24 protein-coding genes are annotated in these 22,201 nt (G+C 35.8%); 12 read left to right on the top strand and 12 right to left on the bottom strand.

Going from position 1 to position 22,201, the window contains the following annotated elements:
- Positions 1 to 47: 47 nt before the first annotated feature.
- A complete protein-coding gene (gene can, locus IE155_RS02360; RefSeq protein WP_189376502.1) occupies positions 48 to 653 on the bottom strand; it encodes a carbonate dehydratase in 606 nt (201 codons plus the stop codon).
- 160 nt (positions 654 to 813) lie between these two features.
- Here can and IE155_RS02355 point away from each other — a divergent pair, with 160 nt between their 5' ends.
- Positions 814 to 1,089, top strand: a complete 276-nt coding sequence (locus tag IE155_RS02355) for a peptidylprolyl isomerase (RefSeq protein ID WP_189376501.1) — start codon at positions 814 to 816, stop codon at positions 1,087 to 1,089.
- Here the strand turns inward: IE155_RS02355 and IE155_RS02350 are convergent.
- Entirely contained in the window at positions 1,086 to 1,259 is a 174-nt protein-coding gene (locus IE155_RS02350; protein ID WP_189376500.1) for a DUF2897 family protein, read from the bottom strand. The two genes, IE155_RS02355 and IE155_RS02350, sit on opposite strands and share 4 nt — an antisense overlap.
- A 190-nt stretch (positions 1,260 to 1,449) precedes the next feature.
- Here IE155_RS02350 and IE155_RS02345 point away from each other — a divergent pair, with 190 nt between their 5' ends.
- Positions 1,450 to 2,616, top strand: a complete 1,167-nt coding sequence (locus IE155_RS02345) for a methyl-accepting chemotaxis protein (RefSeq protein ID WP_189376499.1) — start codon at positions 1,450 to 1,452, stop codon at positions 2,614 to 2,616.
- Between the two features lie 53 nt (positions 2,617 to 2,669).
- Here IE155_RS02345 and IE155_RS02340 read toward each other — a convergent pair whose 3' ends face one another.
- The 3 genes from IE155_RS02340 to IE155_RS02330 all read right to left on the bottom strand — a co-directional run bounded on the left by IE155_RS02340 (position 2,670) and on the right by IE155_RS02330 (position 5,190).
- The gene (locus IE155_RS02340) at positions 2,670 to 3,263 is read right to left on the bottom strand and encodes a PilZ domain-containing protein (RefSeq protein ID WP_189376498.1); all 594 of its coding nucleotides are present in this window, start codon (positions 3,261 to 3,263) and stop codon (positions 2,670 to 2,672) included.
- 79 nt (positions 3,264 to 3,342) lie between these two features.
- On the bottom strand, positions 3,343 to 3,951 hold the full coding sequence (locus IE155_RS02335; RefSeq protein ID WP_189376497.1) for a TetR/AcrR family transcriptional regulator: 609 nt from the start codon (positions 3,949 to 3,951) through the stop codon (positions 3,343 to 3,345).
- A 9-nt stretch (positions 3,952 to 3,960) separates the two neighbouring features.
- A complete protein-coding gene (locus IE155_RS02330; RefSeq protein ID WP_189376496.1) occupies positions 3,961 to 5,190 on the bottom strand; it encodes a threonine/serine exporter family protein in 1,230 nt (409 codons plus the stop codon).
- A gap of 84 nt (positions 5,191 to 5,274) precedes the next feature.
- Here IE155_RS02330 and IE155_RS02325 point away from each other — a divergent pair, with 84 nt between their 5' ends.
- The 4 genes from IE155_RS02325 (at position 5,275) to IE155_RS02310 (ending at position 7,934) form a co-directional block, all read left to right on the top strand.
- Positions 5,275 to 5,451, top strand: a complete 177-nt coding sequence (locus tag IE155_RS02325; RefSeq protein ID WP_189376495.1) for a hypothetical protein — start codon at positions 5,275 to 5,277, stop codon at positions 5,449 to 5,451.
- A 106-nt stretch (positions 5,452 to 5,557) separates the two neighbouring features.
- Complete coding sequence (locus tag IE155_RS02320; RefSeq protein WP_189376494.1) at positions 5,558 to 6,328, top strand: class II aldolase/adducin family protein; 771 nt, start codon at positions 5,558 to 5,560, stop codon at positions 6,326 to 6,328.
- Positions 6,329 to 6,360: 32 nt separating this feature from the next.
- Entirely contained in the window at positions 6,361 to 7,545 is a 1,185-nt protein-coding gene (locus IE155_RS02315) for a mandelate racemase/muconate lactonizing enzyme family protein (protein ID WP_189376493.1), read from the top strand.
- A 44-nt stretch (positions 7,546 to 7,589) separates the two neighbouring features.
- Positions 7,590 to 7,934: a YajD family HNH nuclease gene (locus IE155_RS02310; protein ID WP_189376492.1), complete on the top strand. Its 345-nt coding sequence runs from the start codon at positions 7,590 to 7,592 to the stop codon at positions 7,932 to 7,934.
- A gap of 34 nt (positions 7,935 to 7,968) precedes the next feature.
- On the opposite strand, the gene IE155_RS02305 is transcribed toward IE155_RS02310, so the two are convergent.
- The 4 genes from IE155_RS02305 to IE155_RS02290 form a co-directional block, all read right to left on the bottom strand.
- Positions 7,969 to 8,427: an Lrp/AsnC family transcriptional regulator gene (locus IE155_RS02305; RefSeq protein ID WP_189376491.1), complete on the bottom strand. Its 459-nt coding sequence runs from the start codon at positions 8,425 to 8,427 to the stop codon at positions 7,969 to 7,971.
- Positions 8,428 to 8,522: 95 nt separating this feature from the next.
- Positions 8,523 to 9,380 carry an amidohydrolase family protein gene (locus tag IE155_RS02300; protein WP_189376490.1) on the bottom strand — a complete coding sequence of 286 codons (858 nt, stop codon included), beginning with the start codon at positions 9,378 to 9,380 and terminating at the stop codon, positions 8,523 to 8,525.
- A gap of 23 nt (positions 9,381 to 9,403) precedes the next feature.
- A complete protein-coding gene (locus IE155_RS02295) occupies positions 9,404 to 10,129 on the bottom strand; it encodes an SDR family NAD(P)-dependent oxidoreductase (RefSeq protein WP_189376489.1) in 726 nt (241 codons plus the stop codon).
- Between the two features lie 78 nt (positions 10,130 to 10,207).
- Positions 10,208 to 11,722 (bottom strand): dipeptidase, encoded by a 1,515-nt coding sequence (locus IE155_RS02290; protein ID WP_373295349.1) that lies wholly within the window; start codon positions 11,720 to 11,722, stop codon positions 10,208 to 10,210.
- A gap of 223 nt (positions 11,723 to 11,945) precedes the next feature.
- On the opposite strand from IE155_RS02290, the gene IE155_RS02285 reads away from it, so the two are divergent.
- The 3 genes from IE155_RS02285 to IE155_RS02275 all read left to right on the top strand — a co-directional run bounded on the left by IE155_RS02285 (position 11,946) and on the right by IE155_RS02275 (position 13,282).
- The gene (locus IE155_RS02285) at positions 11,946 to 12,431 is read left to right on the top strand and encodes a GNAT family N-acetyltransferase (protein WP_189376488.1); all 486 of its coding nucleotides are present in this window, start codon (positions 11,946 to 11,948) and stop codon (positions 12,429 to 12,431) included.
- Between the two features lie 114 nt (positions 12,432 to 12,545).
- A complete protein-coding gene (locus tag IE155_RS02280) occupies positions 12,546 to 12,785 on the top strand; it encodes a hypothetical protein (protein WP_189376487.1) in 240 nt (79 codons plus the stop codon).
- Between the two features lie 71 nt (positions 12,786 to 12,856).
- Complete coding sequence (locus IE155_RS02275; RefSeq protein WP_189376486.1) at positions 12,857 to 13,282, top strand: DUF3010 family protein; 426 nt, start codon at positions 12,857 to 12,859, stop codon at positions 13,280 to 13,282.
- 31 nt (positions 13,283 to 13,313) lie between these two features.
- Here the strand turns inward: IE155_RS02275 and IE155_RS02270 are convergent, their stop codons facing one another.
- From IE155_RS02270 to rpsT, 3 genes are all read right to left on the bottom strand, one after another.
- Positions 13,314 to 14,060: a substrate-binding periplasmic protein gene (locus tag IE155_RS02270; RefSeq protein WP_189376485.1), complete on the bottom strand. Its 747-nt coding sequence runs from the start codon at positions 14,058 to 14,060 to the stop codon at positions 13,314 to 13,316.
- A gap of 188 nt (positions 14,061 to 14,248) precedes the next feature.
- On the bottom strand, positions 14,249 to 15,904 hold the full coding sequence (locus tag IE155_RS02265; protein ID WP_189376484.1) for a DUF8614 domain-containing protein: 1,656 nt from the start codon (positions 15,902 to 15,904) through the stop codon (positions 14,249 to 14,251).
- Between the two features lie 156 nt (positions 15,905 to 16,060).
- A complete protein-coding gene (gene rpsT, locus IE155_RS02260; protein WP_189376483.1) occupies positions 16,061 to 16,321 on the bottom strand; it encodes a 30S ribosomal protein S20 in 261 nt (86 codons plus the stop codon).
- Positions 16,322 to 16,625: 304 nt separating this feature from the next.
- Here rpsT and murJ point away from each other — a divergent pair, with 304 nt between their 5' ends.
- From murJ to ileS, 3 genes are all read left to right on the top strand, one after another.
- The gene (murJ, locus tag IE155_RS02255; RefSeq protein ID WP_189376482.1) at positions 16,626 to 18,200 is read left to right on the top strand and encodes a murein biosynthesis integral membrane protein MurJ; all 1,575 of its coding nucleotides are present in this window, start codon (positions 16,626 to 16,628) and stop codon (positions 18,198 to 18,200) included.
- A gap of 137 nt (positions 18,201 to 18,337) precedes the next feature.
- Positions 18,338 to 19,294 (top strand): bifunctional riboflavin kinase/FAD synthetase, encoded by a 957-nt coding sequence (gene ribF, locus IE155_RS02250; protein WP_189376481.1) that lies wholly within the window; start codon positions 18,338 to 18,340, stop codon positions 19,292 to 19,294.
- A 21-nt stretch (positions 19,295 to 19,315) separates the two neighbouring features.
- Positions 19,316 to 22,153, top strand: coding sequence for an isoleucine--tRNA ligase (ileS, locus tag IE155_RS02245; RefSeq protein WP_189376480.1), 2,838 nt, complete (start codon positions 19,316 to 19,318; stop codon positions 22,151 to 22,153).
- Positions 22,154 to 22,201: the final 48 nt, after the last annotated feature.

Genomic DNA, 22,201 nt, shown 5'->3' with positions numbered 1-22,201 from the left:
GGGCTCGTTTAAGCTAAATATAATAAGGTTGTATAATATTTTACGTATTATTTTGAATTAAGTCCTACTGATACGTTTAAGTCTTTTAATATACCGTCATGCAATTTATAAACGAAACCATGTACTGTTGTATTCTGTCCTGCTTTCCATGCATTTCTTAAAATTGTGGTGTTAGAAATATTAGCGACTTGTTCTATTACGTTTAATTCGCATAGGGTGTTTACCTTTTCATCTTGGTCAGTAACTTTATCAAATTTAGTTTTATGAAAACGGTGAACATCTTCAATATGACGCAGCCAATTATCTATTAAACCGTAGCTTTGATCATCTAATGCGGCTTTTACACCACCACATCCATAGTGACCACATACAATGATGTGCCTGACTTTTAGTATTTCTACAGCATATTGGATCACCGAAAGGCAATTTAAATCAGTGTGGATAACTTGATTTGCTATATTTCTATGTACAAATACTTCGCCGGGTAACATGCCAAGTAGTTCATTAGCAGGTACACGAGAGTCAGAACAACCAATCCAAAGATATTCAGGAGTTTGTTGTTGGGATAGTAGCTCAAAAAAATTAGGATCATTATCGGTGATTCTTTTCGCCCATTTTTTATTATTCTCAAATAAGTGATCAATTGATGGCATGACTAATTTACTCTATATATTGACGGGTTAAGTGTATAATTTGGAAAAGGCGTAAATTTAATCTGTTAGTACAACATTTTCGGAAATTAAATACACCTTACGCTATTGTCATATTTTATTTTTATTTAATCAAATGTTAATTAATTTTAAGGGGTTCTAAATGGCTGCATGTGCACGTCACATACTAGTGAAAACAGAAAAACAAGCATTAGAGATTAGAGACAAACTAAAAAAAGGAGGAGACTTTGGCCAGCTTGCAAAAAAATTTTCAACTTGCCCCTCAAGCAAAAAAGGTGGCGACTTAGGAGAGTTTAAAAGGGGACAAATGGTGAAAGCATTTGACGATGTAGTGTTTAAAAAGGAAGTATTAAAAGTTCATGGCCCAGTTAAAACCCGTTTTGGCTACCACTTGATTCAAACTATTTATCGTAATTAATCATCTTTTTCTAGTTGTTCTTCTTGGTCTAATTTTTTATTGCGTGCTTTAATTCTTTCGAGCTCTTGGTCGGTTAAGTTAAACTTTTTGGTGGAATTTTTAACGAGCATAATGGCAGCAATTATAGGTGCAAGCGCGATTAAAATTATAAGAATTATATTAATTGACATAAATGGTGCAGTGGCATATTAATTGGCGATATTTAGAGTATCGGGGATTTTTGTTGAAATATATAGCAAAAACTTATATTTCCCTGTAATTTACCTTTTAATAAAGTATCTAAAAGTAGTCTCTATATTTAACTGAAGGTTAGTTGAAGTTAGGCTATAAATAATAACAAATAATAATGACAGGTTTTTTATGTTAAAAAGTTTAAATATCAAGCTGTTAATGCCAATTTTATTGATTGGTGTTTTAGCTATTGTTAGTGTACTTTTGTTTGTTGATGAAGTGAGTAAAATAACATTAATTAGTGTGCTTGTAGTCACCGTTACTGCGCAATTACTTGCCGGATATATACTTTCCAACCAACAACTTTCTAATAGAATTAATAAACTGCAACAATATTTAGATCTAGTCGTTAGTATCGATCAAGCGCCAGCTGAACCGTTAAGTGACAACTCTGGCGATGATTTATCAAAAGTTATTAATGATTTAAGTTTTTTTATTACTGACTTAGCGGATATTGTTAATGAAATAAAGGAGGAGTCAGTTAAATTACGTCAAGGCTCATCTTCTCTGACTAGTCAAATAAGTGACTCAGTTATTGCCGTGGATAATTCTTCAGCGCAAATTACATTAATGGCGAATTCAATCGATGAAGTTGCATCAACTTCTGCAACTTTATCGCAAAGTGCAGCTCAAGTGAGTGAAACGACCCATCAAGTAATCGAAATTCTTGAGCAAGGCACAAATGCTTCAAATATAAACCAAGATACTATTGCTAACTTTGCTGAAGAGGTGAACACAATGGTTAGCGATTTAGCGTTATTACAAGAAGAAGCGTCTAAAATTGGTTCGGTATTAGATGTTATTCGTGATATTGCAGACCAAACTAATTTACTTGCACTTAACGCCGCTATTGAAGCTGCTAGAGCCGGAGAGCAAGGACGAGGTTTTGCAGTTGTGGCTGATGAGGTTAGAGCTCTTGCCCATAGGACGCAAGAGTCGACAGTGGTCATACAATCAATGGTTGAAGGCCTCCAAACTAAATCAAACAATGCTGTTGCAGGAATGGCAAAAGGTCAAGAGTTAACACAGAATAGTTTATTGCATTCTAAAGAAGTGGTTTCTGCTTTAACTCAAATAGGTCAAGTGTTCACTGAAGTTAATACATTAACTTCACAAATTGCCAATGGTACTGAGCAACAGCAACAATCTACGGCTTCAATTAATGATAATATGGCTGAAATTGTGTCATTAAGTGGTGATATAACCTCAGGATTGAATAGAGTTGCTGAACATGCAGAACAACAAAAAGCGACAACTGAAGAGGTTGATACGACATTAAATAGAATTTGTGTTTGATGGGGTAGCTAAAACACTATATTGCTTTAACAAGTGAGCTTAACGATGTGTGATTAGCTTTCATTTTTTCGTTTCTGCGATAAAGCTTTTAATTGTTTTTGTTGCGCGTGTAGGGTACAACGTACTAATAGTTCTCTGTCATCGTCTCTAATATGATGAAACAACACTTTATGTTGAAAGCCTTGTTCTGTTTCTGATATGTCTATTACTTCCCCATGACAATAAATATTGCAATTATCAATATTGATAAATAGCTTTATTGATACTTTTGTCGAAACAGGCATAGCCTCTTTAGCACAAAAGCTAATACCACTGCCACTAAAGCTTAAACCTTGAAAGCGATGCTCAGCGTTGTCTTCTTGGGCAATAATGTAATTCATTAACAAATCAATTTTTTGTGATTGTAAATTTAAATATTGTACTAATTGGTTAGCGACACCACCTATTGTTTGTAAGGGCTGCAAAGCCACGCTATCTATTGTAGAAACTTGTGTCGCTAGTACAAAAGGAGTCGGTATTTGTTCAATAAATGTGTCAAAGTTACAATGTGAATCAGTATTCAAATACTCGATGTTAGTCGTAAATTCATGTTCAATAGAAAAGTATTCATTGTATTGTGCTAATTTATCGTTATTCAATTCTTGCATTATTTACTTGAACCTTTTGGTATGTGTTTAACTTTAAACGATATTTTTTACTAAATATTAGTAGTGTTTTAGTACAATTTTAATTAGTTTTAGTGTTGATAAATAAGGCAATTGCACAATCACACATTTCGCTAATATTATTATTGTCGGTATAAATACCATCTAATACAAGTTTCGCAATTCCATGTAATGTGCCCCATAGTACTTGAGCAAGCCTTAAAGAATTCTCACTTGGGGGTAATATCCCTTTCTCTTGCCAATATTTTGTCATTGTAACTTGGTGCTCAAAACTTGGATAGGCTACTTTTTTCAACTCGTCAGAACTGGCATTATCCTTCCAAAGCGTGCGCCCAAACATTAAGTCGTAAGTATTAGGGTTATTTATTGAAAACTTAATATAGCCATGACAAAACTGAGTTAATTGTTGTTGATGATTTAAGTTTTTATTATCAAATATTGCTTTTGTTTGTTTCTGCCACAAAATAAAACCTTGGCTAGCAATGGCACTGAGTAATTCATTTTTATCTTTAAAGTGGTGATATGCGGCTGTACGTGAAACGCCTACTTTTTCAGCTATTTTTCTCAATGATAATGCTTCAATTCCTTGCTCATCAAGCATTTTACTAGCGGTTTTTATAATAGCTGCTTTTAAATCACCATGGTGATAAGGCGTTTTTATTTTTGTCATTAACTTTACTTATAGTAATTTACGAGGGGGAAGTATTACGTTGGCAAAAATTAGTCCTGCAACAAGCGACATAAAAATAAGGAATGTTTGGGAACCAACATTTACTGAGTTTAATATCATTTGCCCTGAAACTGCACTATTTAATCCAATATAAACTTTACTACCAGGAACAAGCACAACTAAACCAAGTAGTTTTACGATACTTGAAGGTAAGTTCATTAAACGAGAGAAAATATTACTATATATTCCCAGTGCGAATGCACCAACAAAAGCGCCTAAAGCTATACCTAGTTGTGTTGCACCCCAAATGCTTGCGGCATAGGCGACATAACCTGAAATAATTCCCCAAGGCGCATCTTTAATTCGTGCTTTAAATAATATAACTAAGCTGAATGAAAGGGTCGTTACCGCGACCCAAGATACCCAGTCAGGTGTATTCATTGGTTGAACAAATTCAGCAATTCCCCAGAATTTATGACCTAATGCCATACCTAATACAGCACCAAAGTAAATTTTAAATAGCACCATCACAGCATCCATTATTCGGGCAGTTCCTGATATCAAATGGCGAGCGGCAAGTTCAGAGAGGCCAAGTGTTAATGCCAATCCTGGGATAAAAGCAATAATACTCGACAGTATAACTAGGGGGAGGTTAATGCTAGGATCAATTAACGTAATAGCAGAAGCTAAAAATGCAGAAGTTAATGCTGAAATTGGTTCAAGCATATCAGTTACACGTTTTGAGCGTTCAGCCCAAAAGACAAAAAGGCAAACGAATAAGCCGAGTAATGTTGACCAAATTACATCATTCCAACTGGTGCGCATTAGCATAGCAAAAGCACCACTTGATGCACCAAAAGCCAGGAATGTTAGAAATTTACCATAGGGATTTGGCTTGTTGGCGATCTCATCTAATCTTTCTATTGCTTCTTCTAAGGTACGTTGACCGGATGAAAGTTCGTCAACTAATTCATCAGTTCTGGCAAGAGCACCTAGATCTAAATCGCCCGGCTTCACCCGTACAATATGATTATATTCTTGATGATCCGGGTTTTCATCAGCTAACATAAAGGTTAATGAGGTGGGGGTGATCACAAAATTTGCATCAACCCCTAAATTTTTAGCGACAGTTTGCAAATGATCTTCTAATCGATAAGCCGGTGTACCAAACTTATGTAATGCTTTGCCTAGGCGAATAATAAATTGGCGTTTATCTTTAAAGTTATCTTGTTGAGCCATTTAGCAAAGTCCAAAATAAATGATTAATTCTTCTATGTGGTATAGTAAGTTAAGTTCGAGTTTGAGAAAAGAAAGTATTTTATTATGACATTAATCATTATATTAGGCGCAGTATTTTTAGGTGTTATGCTGATGGTCATTTTAGGGGAAAAGTATGGTACGCCTATGGAGCCAGAACAGCAGGAAAAATATTCAAAAATTACACGATTTTTAGTATTCGGCTTGATTATACTAGCGATAATAAAGGGCTTAGTTGGCTAAATGTTTACTATTAAAGCTTATCAACTTGTTTTCAGCTTTCACTTAGTTAGGGCATTAGGTAAACTGCAAATCATTAATTTATAGTTAGTAATATGTCGAGAATTAAATGGTTGAAGTAGCACAAATGAGTTTACAAGGTAAAGTTTCAGAAGCTGAATGGCAAACTCGTATCGATCTAGCCGCATGTTATCGTTTAGTGGTAATGCATGGTTGGGACGACTTAATTTATACGCATATTTCAGCACGGATCCCTAATACTGAACACTATTTGATCAATGCTTTCGGGTTGAGCTTTGATGAAATTACGGCGTCAAATTTAGTTAAAATTGATATTAATGGCAATATTATTGATAAGGATTGCCCATTTACGATCAACCCAGCTGGCTTTACGATTCATAGTGCAGTTCATGCTGCTCGACATGATGCACAATGTGTAATGCATTTACATACAAATGAGACAATTGCAGTAGCAAGTATCGAGGAAGGCTTATTACCCTTAAGCCAATATGCAATGTTTGCACTTGCCTCGATGAGTTATCATGATTATGAAGGCTTAGCGGTTAATACTGATGAAAAAAAACGCCTACAAGATAATTTAGGTCATGCTAACTTTATGTTGTTGCGTAATCATGGCGGTTTAACAGTGGGTCAAACCATTGGTGATGCTTTTATGCATATGTATGATTTAACCCGTGCATGCCAGATCCAAATTCAAATACTGTCGATGGGGAAACCTGCTGTCTTTGTAGAACAATCTATTGTTGATGGTATTAAAGCACAAGCTAATATTGTTCATACTGGCACAACGGGTGGTCAAAAATCTTGGCCAGCAATGCTAAGACGTGTTTATCGATACGATCCTACTTTCGCAAATTAATACTCTATTTAAATTGAGTAAAGAGAAATTGAATGAAAATTACACATGTAGAAATTTTTGATATTGAATGTCCTGAACGTCCACCTTGGAACCCTGTTTTTGTGCGTGTTTATACCGATGAAGGTATTGTCGGCTTAGGCGAAGCAGGCTTAGCATACGATTGGGGACACAGCGCAGCCGCGGCGATGATAAAAGAAATTGCGGAAGCTGTACTTATTGGTTTTAACCCAATGCAAACAGAATTACTTTGGTCTCGTATGTTACGTGAAAGCTTTTGGGGATTAGGTGGCGGTCCAGTTTTATATTCAGCGATGAGTGCAATAGATACCGCTTTATGGGATATAAAAGGAAAGGCACTAGGCGTTCCTATTTATCAATTGTTGGGGGGAAAAGTGAATGGCAAATTACGTACTTATGCCAGTCAATTACAATTTGATTGGGATAAAGAATGTAAAAAGCTTATTCAACCTGAAGAATATGCCGAAGCTGCTTTAAAAGCCGTAGCGGAAGGTTACGATGCGGTAAAAGTTGATCCCATTGTTTATAACGCAGATGGAAGCTCGTCATTTGATCGCACTAAACTCTTTACTCGCCCGCAAATGCGTCTTTTTGGAGATAGATTGCGTGCAATAAGAAATGCTGTAGGGGAAGATGTTGATATTATTTTTGAATCACATTCTTTAATGGGTGCAGCATCAGCCATTCAAATGGGTGAAATAGTTGAAGAAGTTGGTTGTATGATGTATGAAGAACCCGTTAATTACTTAAACCCTAAAGTACATAAAAAAGTATCTGATAGAGTTAATGTACCAATTGCCGGTGGTGAACGTTTATATCATCGCTGGGATGTTCGCCAATATTTTGAAGATCAAAGTATTGACGTTCTTCAACCCGATGTTGGCTTATGTGGCGGCTTTACCGAAACTAAGAAAGTATGTGATTATGCTGATGTTTATGATATTCGTGTTCAGGCTCATGTTTGTGGTGGTCCAGTTGCAACTGCGGCTTCTTTACACTTGGAAACAGCTATTCCAAATTTTTTAATCCATGAACATCACACTTATGCGATAAAAGCATGGAATCGTGAGCTATGTATTCAAGATCCACAACCGGTTAATGGTTTTTTCGAAGTATCTGAAACACCAGGTATTGGGATTGAATTAAATGATGATGTCGTAAAACGTTCGCCACATGTCATGGTGAGTGCTTTAAAATAAATGTTGAGTATTATGAGTTTAAATAAATCTAAAGAGAATTAAACATGTCTTCAGATAGGTTTGGCACTAGTGCTAATTATAAACAAAAAGAGCAAGGTTATCGTGATAAAGCATTGAAACTGTATCCGTGGGTTTGTGGCCGATGTGCGCGTGAATTTGTATACTCAAATATTAGAGAGTTAACGGTTCATCATGTTGATCATGATCATACTAATAATCCAAATGATGGCAGTAATTGGGAACTATTATGTATTTATTGCCATGACAATGAGCATGCTAAATATACTGAACATGCTCAATATCAAACGGAAGTAAAAGCCGGCGACAGCAATCAAGAGTCAGCGACTTATAATCCTTTTGCTGATTTAAAGTCACTGATGAAAAAGTGATGCTGATAAAAAGAACTTCGGCTTTCAACTCATCTTATAAATAATCAACAGGTAATGCGGTGGTATATTTCATTTCTTCCATCGCAAAGCTTGAACTAATATCGGCAAAGCTCGCTTTGTCGATAAGCTTTTTATAGAAGGCATCATAAGCTTTCATATCGGGAACAACGACTTTAAGTAAGTAATCTACTTCACCACTCATTCGATAAAACTCGATTATTTCTTGAAATTCGTCCGCTATTTTTCCAAAGTCATCAAGCCAATCAGGATTATGCTGGTTGGTTTTTATCATTACAAATACTGTTAATCCCACATTCAGCATTTCAGCATTGGTTAAGGCTACACGCCCTCGGATGATTCCTGATTTTTCCATGGCTTGTATGCGTCGCCAACATGGCGTGGTTGACAGCCCTACTTGGGCTGCCACCTCACTTACTGGCGCAGTACAATCTTGTTGCAGTATGTGTAATATTTGCTTATCAAACTTATCCATAAAATCCTAAAACCATCAAATTTAATAAGCATACTATTCCAGTTTTTAACTTGTGCTGCAAGGGGAGGGAAATATGCTTTCAGTTTGATGAATAATTATGGGATTTTATACCAATACTTGCTGTTATTATGCAGTAAATCTTGTTGGTTTTGGCTTAAAGTTGCAATAATAGTTTCCCAATAATTTTTGTAGCTACAACTAAATAATGTCAGTGGAAAGTTGCTGCTGATCATAACGCGATGCACATCAAAAAGGGTGATACATTGATTTATGATATCAGCTAGCCATAATTTATCGTAGCGGCGATCAAACATTTCCCAGCCTGAACATTTTATCGCGACATTTTTAAATGCTGAAATTCTTGATAGACTTGCATACCAACTCGAATGATATGAGTGCATACAATCGTCGGTTGGCGGCATACCAGCGTGATTAATGATAAAGGTAACATCCGTATTATTTGCAATAATGTGACTTAATTTATTAACCGCTTTTTCATCAGCAAAAGGCATTTGAACTTCAAAGTTCAATTGATATTGGTTAAGTGTGACAAAATTTTGTTGTACTTGCTCAGATGACAATAATTGAAGGGCTTGTTCATCTAATATATGTCGGCAACCAACTACTGAAGTAAACGTCACTAGTTTATTGATGAGTTGGTGAAATTCATCGCAGGGTAAGGTTAGATCAATTGCGGCAATACTGCGAAAAGGTAGCTGACAACTTTTCTCAAGCCATTCAATTTCTTTCCATGGTGCTACATTATTATAACCGGCTTCAATATGGACAAAGCCAGCTATTGTTAGCGGACGTTGTAAAGACAAGTCTGACTCATTAAAGTTTTTGCTAATTATCTTTTTATCTGGCCAAAAGGGCGGATTATCAGCATTTAGCCAATGATAATCACCCTGTGTTAAGTCAAAAAAATGGACGTGACTGTCAATTATCTTCATTGTAAGTATGTCTATTAGTTACATTATTGTGCGGTATAGCCACCATCAATCACTTGTAAACTACCCGTGATGAATTTGGCTTTGTCTGACGCTAAAAACAACACAAGCTCTGCAACTTCTTCGGGCTGACCTAAACGATTTAACGGTTGTAGGGCCGCTTCGTCTTGATGAGTTTGATTTTTATCTGCCCCTGAATTTTTACAATAATTATCTATTGCGTGATGGTATAACGGTGTTTCGATAGTGCCTGGACAAACTGCATTAGCACGAATATTAAAGCTTGCGTAATCTAATGCGGTTGTCTTTGCTAATGAGGCTAAGGCCATTTTACTGAGGTTATATGCAAATGAATTATGTTTAGCAATTAATGCTTGGTCTGAAGACATAATAATTATCGCACCGTTTCTTTGTGCTTTCATCGATGGTAGAGCCGCTTTTACTGCTGAGTATGCACCTTTTACATTGATATTAAATACTTTTTCGAACTCTTGCTCTGAAGTGTTTTCTATATTGGCAGAAAAGTGAATGCCTGCATTAGAGACAAGCACATCAATAGGCTGTATTTGTGCAATATCAGAAATAATTTGCGTGACTTGTTGATGGTTAGTTATATCACATGAGCAAAAAGTGCCAAACTCGCTGCGGTTAAGATCTAAATTAAAAACGTGATAATTATTATCCAAAAATAACTTAACAATACTTAAACCTATACCTGAGCTACCGCCGGTAACAATACATGTTTTTTTCATAATTTATAATCTACTGCTTATATTCCATTTGAAAAAGTAGAATATTTTCCTACTCGTTACAGTTAACCTGAATTGAGGTTATTTAGCTAATTCTACCATTACCGCAGTATACATTTTAAGGTTTAAGACAAATTGCTCCATGGTAATAAACTCATGCTCTGAATGTCCGGTGTAATCAGCATCAGGCATAGAGGGGCCAAAGGCAACGGCGTTAGGAAATAAACGAGAATTTGTACCACCACCAATTGAAATAGGCTTGGCGTCTTTTATCCCTGTATATGTTGAAAAAACATTTAGAAGTGTTTCAGTGTGTGGGGCTTTTGATTGAACGAAAGGATCACCAATATAATGATCTAATTCGGTAATATCAGCGAGGTTGTTAAGCTTCCATTTAGCAATCACATCGGTTATTTCACTTCGTAGTTGATGAGCAGATTTCCCTTGCGGGCGGCGAATATTAATGTTTAATTCAATATTATTTTCGTTTTGTATAATTACGGTTGGGGATACCGTCATAGGTCCCATAAAGTCATCGCGATAGGCAATTTTTCCAAACTTTTTACCTTCTAAACCTAGTCCTATATTATCATTAATAAAGTTAACTAACGTGCCTGCGCCGTTATTATCCCAACGTGTATCAGAAAGCAAATCAGCTAGAAACGGAATAGCGTTGACTCCATTTTCTGGTTCTGAGGAATGTGCAGACTTACCTAAGGCTGTGATCGTTAATTGATTACCTTTTAATTCAAAATTAAAATTAATGTGACTATCATAAGTTTTGGCTTTATTCATCAATGTTTCTAGTAAATATAGATCAGCATTTTGAATAACTGCTTTAGCATCTTCTGGTATTTGACTACCAAAGTACCCACCTTCAAAATTACTGATAAACGTATCTAAAGATGAAGATGCTTGCTTATTAAAGGCAAACTTTAACGTTCCATAGCCTTTTTCCGCTGTAACTACAGGATATGAAGCATCAATTGTGATGTTTATCTGCGGTAATTCATTTTGTTTAACGAACTCTTGTAATGGCGCCCAGTCTGATTCTTCTGCCATATATACGTATAATTCTAGACGTTTTTTGAGTGGAATGTGTTTATCTTTGATTGACTTCATTGCATACATTGCTGTTGAAATTGGGCCTTTATCGTCCTCAGTACCTCGAGCAATTAATTTTCCTGGCTCTGAGGTTGTGTCTAATTCATAGGGTGATTTAGCCCATTTACTCGGCGTTGCTGGTTGCACATCGCCATGAGTAATAATTCCAACACGATCTTTACTATGACCTAAACCGATAACTACTAGATATCCGTGATCTGTATAATCTAATCCTAAGATATCAGCTTGTTTTTTGAGTTCAGCTTTAAAGGCAATATGCTCAGGGTTTTCAGTTGCAGCGACTCCGTCTTTCGCTACTGTATTGTACTTAACTAATTCGGCTAAACTATTGACCATAGATTGAGTATAGGTAGTTACTGCGTATTCAGCTGTTTGGTCAGCAAGCTTACTTACGGTTTTAGCTAAAGAAACATTTGATATTGTTAGAGCTAAGATAGTTAGTAATATAGAGAGATAAGAAAATTTTTTAATCACTATGGTGTCCTGAAAAGCACTAGATTATATATAGAGCGTTAGACTATACATTAGTTCATCTTTAAGTAAATAACACCTTTACAATTACCATATAGTTTGATGGAAAGTTGCTAATTATACTCAAAATAGGTATGAGCTATATCGTTCAATCTCTTTCATTTTAAGTGAAATAACGGTAAATTGCTTTGCCAATATTAACAACCATTTGATAAGTAGATCTATGAGCCAATTAATTATACGCCCAGCAACTGAAGATGATTGTGACACTATTTTATACTTTATTCGTGAGCTTGCGATTTATGAAAAAGCAGAAAATGAAGTGTTAGCGACAACGGAAACTATTAAAGACAGTATGTTTGCTGAGCATAGCGGTGTTTATGGTTTAATTTGTGAATTAGAAGGTAAAGCTATTGGTTTTTCTGTTTATTTTTATAACTACTCTACTTGGTTGGCTAAGCCTGGATTGTATTTAGAAGATTTATATGTCTCTCTAGAGCATCGAGGTAAAGGGGCAGGTATTGCATTACTGAAACATTTAGCCAAGATTGCCGTTGATAAAGGTTGTGGTCGTTTTGAGTGGAGTTGTTTAGATTGGAATACTCCGTCAAGAGAGTTTTATGAATCATTAGGTGCAGAGCCACAAAATGAATGGATTGGTTATAGGATGTCAGGCGATACCTTAATAGACTTCGCTAAAAAGTGTTAATTATAAGTTCAAGGTGTTTTGAACTGTAGAGTATTATGTAGGTAATTCTGCGTATCTCAGATTAGTGTCTATACTTTCACTTAGTATATAAGTAACGATAAGTGAAAGAATTATATGGCTAATAAAGAAGTAAATATTCTATCGCAAGCAGACCTTGATGACCTATTACGTATTAATGAGTTTATTGAACAAAGTGATGGAAACTCTTTGGTTAGTGAATTGAAGCGAGCTATTCTTGATTCAGGAAAACTTGAATTGGCACAATGGCAATCGCTTAGGGATCATATACGAGAAATTGAAGAGCTTATTCCTCATATTGATTTAATTATTAAGCTGAAAAAAGACAGTAAATAAGGCTGTAGTCAAAGACGTTCTTACGTATAATCTATTTATAAAAGTTACGGCTTAATAAAAAGAGGTTAAGCATGAGAGTTTGTGGTGTAGAGTTGAAAGGTAATGATGCAATTATTTGTGTTATGACACGAGAAAATGGATTGTATGACATTCCTCATATCCGTGTGCCTAAAATTAGTATTAATGATGCTGGTGATGCGGAGCAAATGAAAAAGTTTCAATTCACTTTTGCTAAATTTTTAAGTGACTATAAAATTGAGCATGTTGTTATTAAAGGCAGAGCATTAAAAGGAAAGTTTTCTGGTGGACCTGTTGGTTTCAAACTAGAAGCAGCTATTCAATTAATTGAAGATATTACAGTGGATATAGTGTCAAGCACATATATCAAATCAGCTTGGAATAAAACACAGGTCAATATTGACTTTCGTGATACAGGGTTAAAAAAGTTTCAGGAAGAAGCATTTTCTACTGCTTTTGCATTTTTAGAAACTAAATAATTAATATTTAACTATCTTATTCGTTTCTTACTTAAGGAGCGATATAGTTAAATTTGAAATGTTGTTTTTTGAGTTTAGTAATTACCCCATCGTTCAATAATTCTTGATAAGCGCGCTGATATTTTTTAACAAGATCAGCGTCACTATCTTTATTAAATGCAATATATAGCCCATCTCCCCAATTTGAAATAGGGACAAGTTTGATTATATCATCTATTGATCTTCCTGCTTCGGTTACTAAATTAGCGATAGTCACTTCGCTACCAAATAATAGATCTATGCGATGCGAAAATAACATGTTGACCACTTGCTTTTCATTACTTACACGCATTAAATTGGTGTAACCTCTAGCGGTAAGCGTTTTATCTTCATAAGAGTTTGAAATAACAGCAGTGATAAGTCTTTTTGTGGCTTTTTCTGATTTGATATGTGTAGCTACATTACTTCTTAAGGCATAAAAATTGTGGATATTCTCATCAAGTTTTCCTACCCATTTGAAGTGTTTTTCTCTTTGCTTCGACCTGTAAAGAGAAAAAATCAATGTATTTTTATTTTCTTTAACGCCTCTATATGCTCGCTCCCAAGGCAGTAATTCGAAATTAACGGTATCATTTACTTTATTGGCTAATGTTTTAACAACTGCGGTAGAAAAACCGGTCAGTTTGTTATCTTCATCAAGTATTTGATAAGGCGTAAGCAATTCGGTATATGCAGTAATTTCTTGTGCGTTTGCCATACCAGAAAGAGAAAAAATTGAACCTAAGAGTAGCCATTTCAAGTAATTCATTTTGCTTAATAAAATCGTCCATAAATAAGTGATAAATTAATTATAGTGAATAAAAATTAAATATCACTATTAAATACACAAATAAAATAGGCGCTTATATTTTTAGTAGAATCTGAATAAATATTACATCTAATCTGTTGAATATAAGCGCTGTAGTTAATTACTCTTATGATTAAACGCTAAAGTCCTAATGTTTTTTTACCTTGTTCAAAAGTAATATCAACAGGAATATTTGCTAGTGATAATTTGTTTAAATCCTGAGTTAATGTTTCACCGATAAAACCGCTATCATTAACTAAATTATCAACGCCTTGATAATCACCATTGCCTTGAAGTTCTAATATTAGTGCTGAAAGTGAATCAATTGCTTCACTCATTTTTTCCATATTAACGCTATATAAGCCTTCTTCATTGCGATCAAAAGCTTTATGTTTGGCGAAATAATTAAAGCGAACCATATTAGCTTTACCATGAGCCGAGCTTGCGCCAAATCGAACAGAGCGGAATATACCAGCCAAGAAGGTTGTATAGTAGTCCGCAAGTACACCTTCTTCAATTGCTCCTTTTTCAAGTAACTGACGTATCATGTATAAGCCTAAAATATCAGCCTTCCCTTCTTCTAGTGCTGAGGCATGTTCTTTAAGAGCTTGGCGAACAGTACCTTTATCATTTATGGTGTTTTTAATGCCTAAACCATGAGCGACTTCATGAAACATAGTGTTAGCAAAAAAAGCATTAAACGTTACATTTTTTCGCTGCTCAGGTACTATTAATTCTTGCGCTATCGGTACAAGGATTGCGTCATATTTTGCCCGCATTGCATTTTTTAGCTGTAAACGGCGAGTGCCTTTTTCGAGTTGAACAGTTTCATCGTTAGGTAAATTTATTGCAATAGTTTTGCTACCTGCATTGGAGTGTCCAGCATAGTAAATAACATCATATGCATTTAAATCAGCATCAGAACCGGGAGTTTCAGTTTTATATTTCTTATGAACAGGTAAACCTTTTTGTAATTCAGGCAAAAAGGCGGCATATTTTGCTAACTTTTCACTCCATGAAAGATCTTTAACTAATACATAAGATTCAAAAGCAGTACGATAACCAAATAATTGATCCTCATAAGTCTCTATTGGACCGATAACAACATCAATAGGATTGTTTTTCATGTCCATCCAAGCAAAGTCTGAAGCTTGATATTCATCTGTACGAAGTGCCTGAGCCCGCATTTTTAAATAATTAGCAAACTCTTTATCTTTTGCTAATGTCGATGCTTTTTCGAGTATTACTGCTGCTCTGTTTAATTCTTCACTATAAGCTTCAGAATATGCGATAGAGGTTAGTTCCCCTTGTTCATTACGTTTGATTAAAGAATATAAGCCTTTTTTATCTTCAAGATTACTTGCTTCTAATTCTGCTTTAGTCATATCCGTTGGATAAAATTGAGCGCCAGGTTGCTTTGGGGCGTAGCCAGTTAAAAAGGTTTTATCACCATCTAATCTATCCCAAGGACCATAATTAATTGTGGTGAATTTACGCACTTTTTCATCGGTTATACTTGCAAGGAAAGCCTCTTTGTTGTCACCATAGGCTTGCTTCCAAAAAAGCTCATCCATGATGTCAGATGCTTCTATCAATAAACCTAACATTTGCTTTTGTTCTTTTGTAAGGTGGCTTAAATCAGCAGTAAGCTCAATCGTTTGATAAATATCTAAACGATCTTTATATTCGGGTATAAGCGTTGGTTTTACATTTTCAGTCGTTGTTGGTGCGTCAGTACAGCCGCTGATAGTGGAAGTAGCAAATAGTAATGCTATTGCAAGTGTTGTAATTTTCATTGTGCTAGCCTTATTTTTATTGTCGGCTAGAGACTAAAAAAAATTGAGTAAGAAGACAAGGGGCGAGATAAAATAAAGGCAATAAATAGTTATTTAGTGTATTTTTGATATAAAAAAACCGGCGTAAGCCGGTTTTTTAAATTAAGTTTACACTAATTAAAGCGCTTTGATCGCCGCGTTTAAACGACTTTTACTACGAGCAGCTTTATTCTTGTGAATAAGGCCTTTAACAGCATAGCGATCAAGGATTGGTGTAGCAGCAGCAAATTCTTTTGTTGCAACTTCTTTGTCACCGGCTTCAATGGCAGCGATTACTTTCTTTAATAAAGTGCGCATCATTGAACGACGACTTGCATTATGTTGACGGCGTTTTTCTGATTGAACCGCACGTTTCTTAGCTTGCTTTGAGTTAGCCAAGGTGAACTCCTAAAATGATTAAATATAGCTTAAATTTAAGGCGACGAAATATGCCTTTTTTTACCGACTTTGTCAAATCTTTTAGCGGTTTTATTTAAAAAATATCGCGGATCAAATTGTCAGTGGCAATATGATACAGATTATTGCCGGGCATTTATACCATTGAGGTGAAATAAGCGAGTAATGGCTTGTTTAAATTATGAGGATAGCATCATAATACGGCTATCCTTTATAGCTATTAATTTTAGCGTTGATTGTAAATATCGTGTTTTTGATTTTTCAGATTTATTAAAGAGGTTATCCGTTGAGTAGAAAGTTAGTAAAATCTGGCATTATTGTAAGTGTAATGACGTTAATATCTCGAGTTTTAGGTTTAGTTAGAGATGTGGTTATTGCTAGCTTTATTGGCGCAAGTGCTGCGGCTGATGTCTTCTTTTTTGCAAATAAAATTCCTAATTTTTTAAGACGGTTATTTGGTGAAGGTGCATTCGCACAAGCATTTGTACCGGTTCTTTCAGAGTATCATGAAAAAGATATTGCACAAGGTGATGACAGCAATACGCATACTAAGCAACTAATAGCCCAAGTATCAGGTACTTTGGGTGTCATTGTTACTATTGTTACATTCGTAGGTGTAATAGCTTCCCCGATATTGGTGGCTTTATTTGGCTTTGGCTGGTTTTTAGACTGGTTTAATGGTGGGGAAACGGCAGATAAGTTTACGTTGGCCTCAGCGCTTTTGAAAATTACTTTTCCTTATTTATGGTTTATCACATTAACGGCTTTAGCGGGCGCTGTGCTAAATACTTTGGGTAAGTTCGCTGTAGCTGCATTTACACCCGTTCTACTGAATGTCTGTATTATTAGTATAGCTTTGGTTGGTCACTCTTGGTTTGAAGAACCACAATATGCTTTAGCTTGGGGAGTGTTTCTTGGAGGGGTTGTTCAGTTTTTATTTCAAATTCCTTTTTTGATCCGTGCTGGGGTTTTAGTAAAACCTCTATGGGCGTGGAACGCTCCTGGGGTAATTAAAGTAAGAAAGTTGATCATACCTGCATTGTTTGGAGTGTCAGTTACACAGATAAATTTATTATTAGATACGTTAATTGCGAGTTTTTTAATTACTGGCTCAATCAGTTGGTTATATTATGCTGATCGTTTATTAGAGTTTCCTTTAGGACTTTTTGGAATTGGTATCGCTACTGTTATTTTACCCAGTTTAGCTCGTCTTCATGCAACTAAAAATACCAGTGAGTTTACCCAAACACTTGATTGGGGAATTAGGGTTATTAACGTATTTGGTTGGCCGGCACTTGCTGGACTCATGGTGTTAGCACAACCGATTATTATGGTGTTATTTATGCGAGGTGAATTTACTTCATATGAAGTAACTCAAGTTTCATTTGCTTTATTTGCGTATTTATCAGGCTTATTAAGCTTTATGTTTATTAAAATTTTAGCTCCAGGTTATTATGCAAGACAAGACACAAAAACACCTGTAAAAATTGCGATTAAAGCGATGGTGGCTAATATGGCGTTTAATCTAATGCTTGCGCCATTTTTAGGGTATGTTGGTTTAGCATTAGCGACATCAATGTCAGCAACTCTTAATGCGTATTTACTCTATCATGGACTAAAAACTAACAGTATCTTTCAATTGTCTAAGAAAACTAAAGTGTTTATTGTCAAAATAGTATTAGCTGCAGGCCTCATGGCTGCAATTGTTTATTGGTTATCACCAGAGTTTAATGTTTGGTTGCAACTAACTGTTTTAGAACAACTTATTAAGCTTTTTTATTGTATACTTGCAGGTGTGGTGAGCTATTTTATTGGCTTAATACTTCTTGGCGTGCGTTTTCAAGATTTTAAAGTTACTTAATAGAGCTAAATTATTTCGAACAAATTGCGTTCAAGGGCTGAATCTTATTAACGACTAAGCTATAATTCGTCGATTTTTTTATAATACTATTGCTAGTGTTGAATGTAATAGTGGGGTTTTAAAGGTTATTTAGCTAAATGCAGTTAATCCGTGGCATACATAATATCGAGTTAAAAACGCAATTTTCTCGTCAAGGGTGTGTGTTAACTATTGGTAACTTTGATGGTGTTCATTTAGGTCACGGGCGCGTTATAGAAGCATTAGTCTCACAAGCACAAAAGAAAGGTGTTGCCTCGGCGGTCATGGTGTTCGAACCTCAGCCTCAAGAGTTATTTTCACCTAGTACAGCACCGGCAAGGCTAACACGGTTGCGTGATAAATATGTATTGTTAAAACGTTTAGGCGTTGATTATTTAATTTGTGTTAATTTTAATCGTAAATTTGCTAATTTGACGGCTACTGATTTTGTTGAACAATTATTGGTTAACAAACTTAATATTAAGCATTTAATTATTGGTGACGATTTTCATTTTGGTAAAAATCGCTTAGGCAATTTTTCTATGCTTCAAAATGCAGGTAAAGAATTTAATTTTAGCGTGTCTGATACTGCAAGCTATAAACTAGAAGATTGTAGGATCAGTAGTACTGAAATTCGCAAAGCATTAGTTAGAGGTGATTTAGCAGAGGCTGAAAAAATGTTAGGACGTCCTTACGCAATAATAGGTCGTGTCTTCCATGGTGATAAACGTGGCCGTGAGTTAGGATTTCCAACAGCGAATATTTTACTTAAACGTAGAGTTTCTCCTGTATCTGGTGTTTATGTTGTCAAAGTTAACACCCCAAAAGTCCAATATAGTGGTGTTGCTAATATTGGAAAACGCCCGACAATAGATGGTGTTAGACAGCAATTAGAGGTTCATATATTTGATTTTAATCAATCAATATATGGCGAAATTATCGAAGTTCAATTGTTGCGTAAGCTTCGCGACGAAATAAAATTTGCGTCAATAACTGAGCTAACAGAACAAATAGCAATTGACTGTAATAATGCTCGTAACGTACTTTTGAGCATAACTGAAAACCAACCACATTAATTATAACGGATATGAATTTAAATGAGTGATTATAAACATACCCTGAATTTGCCAGATACTGCGTTTCCAATGAAAGGAAATATGGCAAATCGTGAACCGCAAATGCTAAAAGATTGGGCAAGTAAAGATCTGTACGGCAAAATTCGCGCAGCTAAAAAGGGTAAAAAATCGTTTATTTTGCACGACGGGCCTCCGTATGCAAATGGTAATATTCACTTAGGTCATGCTGTTAACAAAATTTTAAAAGATATTATCGTAAAATCAAAAACGCTTTCAGATTTTGACTCACCTTATGTACCTGGCTGGGATTGTCATGGTTTACCGATTGAATTAATGGTAGAAAAAAAGGTTGGCAAACCTGGGCATAAAGTTTCTGCAGCTGAGTTTCGTCAAAAATGTCGTGACTACGCTGCAAAGCAAGTAGACGGACAACGTGAAGATTTTAAACGTTTAGGGGTTTTCGCTGATTGGAATAAACCTTATCTAACAATGGATTTTGATACTGAAGCAAATATTATCCGTGCGTTGGGTAAAATTGCTGAAAATGGCCATATTCAGCAAGGTTTTAAGCCTGTGCATTGGTGTACAGATTGTGGTTCGGCGTTAGCTGAGGCTGAAGTAGAATATATAGATAAACAGTCTCCAGCAATTGATGTTGCGTTTAAGGCAGCAGACCCTGCAATTTGTGAAGTTTTTTCTCATCCTGAAGGTCATGTTGGTGAAGGTGACATATCAACAGTTATTTGGACAACAACGCCATGGACATTGCCAGCAAACCGAGCGATATCGGTTCACCCCGAGGTTGAATATAGTTTAGTTCAATGTGAAAACGAACAAGGTAAGTTTCGTTTAATTCTAGCTTCTGATCTAGTTTCCTCTTGTATGGATCGTTTTGGAATTAGTAAATACCACGCACTTGGCTATTGTAAAGGTGCAGATCTTGAACTTAAACGAGTACAACATCCATTTTATGATCTCACCGTTCCATTTATTTGTGGTGAACATGTAACTACTGACTCTGGTACTGGCTGTGTTCATACAGCTGGTGGTCATGGTGTTGACGATTTTTCGGTAAGTAAAAAATATGATCTAGAAATTTACAATCCTGTTGGCGCTAATGGTGTATTTTTAGAAGACACGCCTTTATTTGCTGGTCAGCATGTATTTAAAGCTAATGCCACCATTGTAGAATTATTAAATGAGCGTGGAGCTTTGTTACATCATCATGCGTATGAACATTCATATCCTCATTGTTGGAGACATAAAACGCCTATTATCTTCCGTGCTACACCGCAATGGTTTATTAGTATGGATAATAAAGGGCTGAGACAAGCATCTTTAGACGAAATTAAGAAAACCCAATGGATACCAGACTGGGGGCAAAGCCGTATTGAATCAATGGTTGAAGGTCGTCCCGATTGGTGTATTTCACGTCAGCGTACATGGGGAGTGCCGATCGCACTTTTTATTCACCAAGATACAGGTGCTTTGCATCCTCGTAGTGTTGAGCTCATTGAAGAAATTGCATTACGTGTTGAAAAAACAGGTATTCAAGCGTGGTTTGATCTAGAAGCAAGTGAGTTAATCGGTGATGATGCGAGAGAATATATTAAAGTGCCGGATACTTTAGATGTTTGGTTTGATTCTGGTGTAACGCATTCGACAGTTATTGATGCACGCGATGAATTTTCTACACGCGCTGATTTATATTTAGAAGGTTCGGATCAACATCGTGGTTGGTTTATGTCGTCTATGATGTCATCTGTTGCTATGAATGGTACAGCGCCTTATGCGCAAGTATTAACACACGGCTTTACTGTTGATGTTAAAGGTCACAAAATGTCTAAATCATTAGGCAATGTGGTCACGCCATCTGAAATTACTAATAAGCTTGGAGCTGATATTCTACGTTTATGGGTTGCTTCTGTTAACTATACACAAGAAATCACTGTTTCAGATGAAATATTTAATCGCCAAGCTGATGCATATAGACGAATTCGTAATACATCAAGGTTTTTATTAGCCAATATTAACGGTTTTGTACCATCAGAACACTCAGTTTCACCTGAGAATATGGTTGCATTAGATCGTTGGGTATTAGGTAAAGCGGCACAATTACAAGATGAAATTGTGCAAGCATATGAAAAATATGAATTTCATAATGTCGTTCACAAGTTAATGAACTTTTGTACAACAGAATTAGGCGGTTTTTATTTAGATATAATTAAAGATCGTCAATATACTGCGAAAGATGACAGTGTTGCTCGTCGTTCATGTCAAACGGCTATGTACTTGGTTGCTGAAGCAATGACTCGCTGGATGGCACCTATTTTATCTTTTACCGCACAAGAAATTTGGCAAGCTTTACCTGCACCAGTTAACGGCATTCGTGAAGAGTTTGTATTCACTAACGTTTGGTTTGATGGCTTAGTACATTTGCCTGAAAGCTATGCTTTTAGTAATGATTTTTGGCAAAATATTTTACACGTTCGCGGCGAGGTAAATAAAGCGTTAGAGTTAGCCCGTAAAGAAAAAGTGGTTGGTAAAGGACTTGAAGCTGATGTGACATTATTTGCTAATGAAGCATTAGCAAATAAGTTGAATCAACTAGGTCACGAGTTACGCTTTGTGCTTATTACTTCAGGTGCAACGGTTAATGTTGTTAATGCTGCACCAGAAGATGCATCTGAAACTGAAATTGATGGTTTATGGTTATCTATTGCGGCTTCAACAGGGACTAAATGTGAACGTTGTTGGCATTATACGGATGATGTGGGTAAAGATGAAACACATACTGACTTATGCGGTCGTTGTATTACTAATATTGATGGTAATGGTGAAGTTCGTCAATTTGCGTAACATTAACTAATTAATAATTAGTAACTGTTGGTTTACATGAATTTATTA

Origin of the sequence: Thalassotalea profundi, assembly GCF_014653195.1 — a bacterium.
Classification (GTDB): domain Bacteria; phylum Pseudomonadota; class Gammaproteobacteria; order Enterobacterales; family Alteromonadaceae; genus Thalassotalea_B; species Thalassotalea_B profundi.
Note: the sequence above shows the minus strand (reverse complement) of the source record. Positions and strands in the feature narration are given on the sequence as shown.

Bases quoted from the DNA above. Each gene is read 5' to 3' on its own strand.
- can (WP_189376502.1), bottom strand. From the start codon at position 653: ATGCCATCAATTGATCACTTATTTGAGAATAATAAAAAATGGGCGAAA.
- IE155_RS02355 (WP_189376501.1), top strand. From the start codon at position 814: ATGGCTGCATGTGCACGTCACATACTAGTGAAAACAGAAAAACAAGCA.
- IE155_RS02350 (WP_189376500.1), bottom strand. From the start codon at position 1,259: ATGTCAATTAATATAATTCTTATAATTTTAATCGCGCTTGCACCTATA.
- IE155_RS02345 (WP_189376499.1), top strand. From the start codon at position 1,450: ATGTTAAAAAGTTTAAATATCAAGCTGTTAATGCCAATTTTATTGATT.
- IE155_RS02340 (WP_189376498.1), bottom strand. From the start codon at position 3,263: ATGCAAGAATTGAATAACGATAAATTAGCACAATACAATGAATACTTT.
- IE155_RS02335 (WP_189376497.1), bottom strand. From the start codon at position 3,951: ATGACAAAAATAAAAACGCCTTATCACCATGGTGATTTAAAAGCAGCT.
- IE155_RS02330 (WP_189376496.1), bottom strand. From the start codon at position 5,190: ATGGCTCAACAAGATAACTTTAAAGATAAACGCCAATTTATTATTCGC.
- IE155_RS02325 (WP_189376495.1), top strand. From the start codon at position 5,275: ATGACATTAATCATTATATTAGGCGCAGTATTTTTAGGTGTTATGCTG.
- IE155_RS02320 (WP_189376494.1), top strand. From the start codon at position 5,558: ATGGTTGAAGTAGCACAAATGAGTTTACAAGGTAAAGTTTCAGAAGCT.
- IE155_RS02315 (WP_189376493.1), top strand. From the start codon at position 6,361: ATGAAAATTACACATGTAGAAATTTTTGATATTGAATGTCCTGAACGT.
- IE155_RS02310 (WP_189376492.1), top strand. From the start codon at position 7,590: ATGTCTTCAGATAGGTTTGGCACTAGTGCTAATTATAAACAAAAAGAG.
- IE155_RS02305 (WP_189376491.1), bottom strand. From the start codon at position 8,427: ATGGATAAGTTTGATAAGCAAATATTACACATACTGCAACAAGATTGT.
- IE155_RS02300 (WP_189376490.1), bottom strand. From the start codon at position 9,380: ATGAAGATAATTGACAGTCACGTCCATTTTTTTGACTTAACACAGGGT.
- IE155_RS02295 (WP_189376489.1), bottom strand. From the start codon at position 10,129: ATGAAAAAAACATGTATTGTTACCGGCGGTAGCTCAGGTATAGGTTTA.
- IE155_RS02285 (WP_189376488.1), top strand. From the start codon at position 11,946: ATGAGCCAATTAATTATACGCCCAGCAACTGAAGATGATTGTGACACT.
- IE155_RS02280 (WP_189376487.1), top strand. From the start codon at position 12,546: ATGGCTAATAAAGAAGTAAATATTCTATCGCAAGCAGACCTTGATGAC.
- IE155_RS02275 (WP_189376486.1), top strand. From the start codon at position 12,857: ATGAGAGTTTGTGGTGTAGAGTTGAAAGGTAATGATGCAATTATTTGT.
- IE155_RS02265 (WP_189376484.1), bottom strand. From the start codon at position 15,904: ATGAAAATTACAACACTTGCAATAGCATTACTATTTGCTACTTCCACT.
- ribF (WP_189376481.1), top strand. From the start codon at position 18,338: ATGCAGTTAATCCGTGGCATACATAATATCGAGTTAAAAACGCAATTT.
- ileS (WP_189376480.1), top strand. From the start codon at position 19,316: ATGAGTGATTATAAACATACCCTGAATTTGCCAGATACTGCGTTTCCA.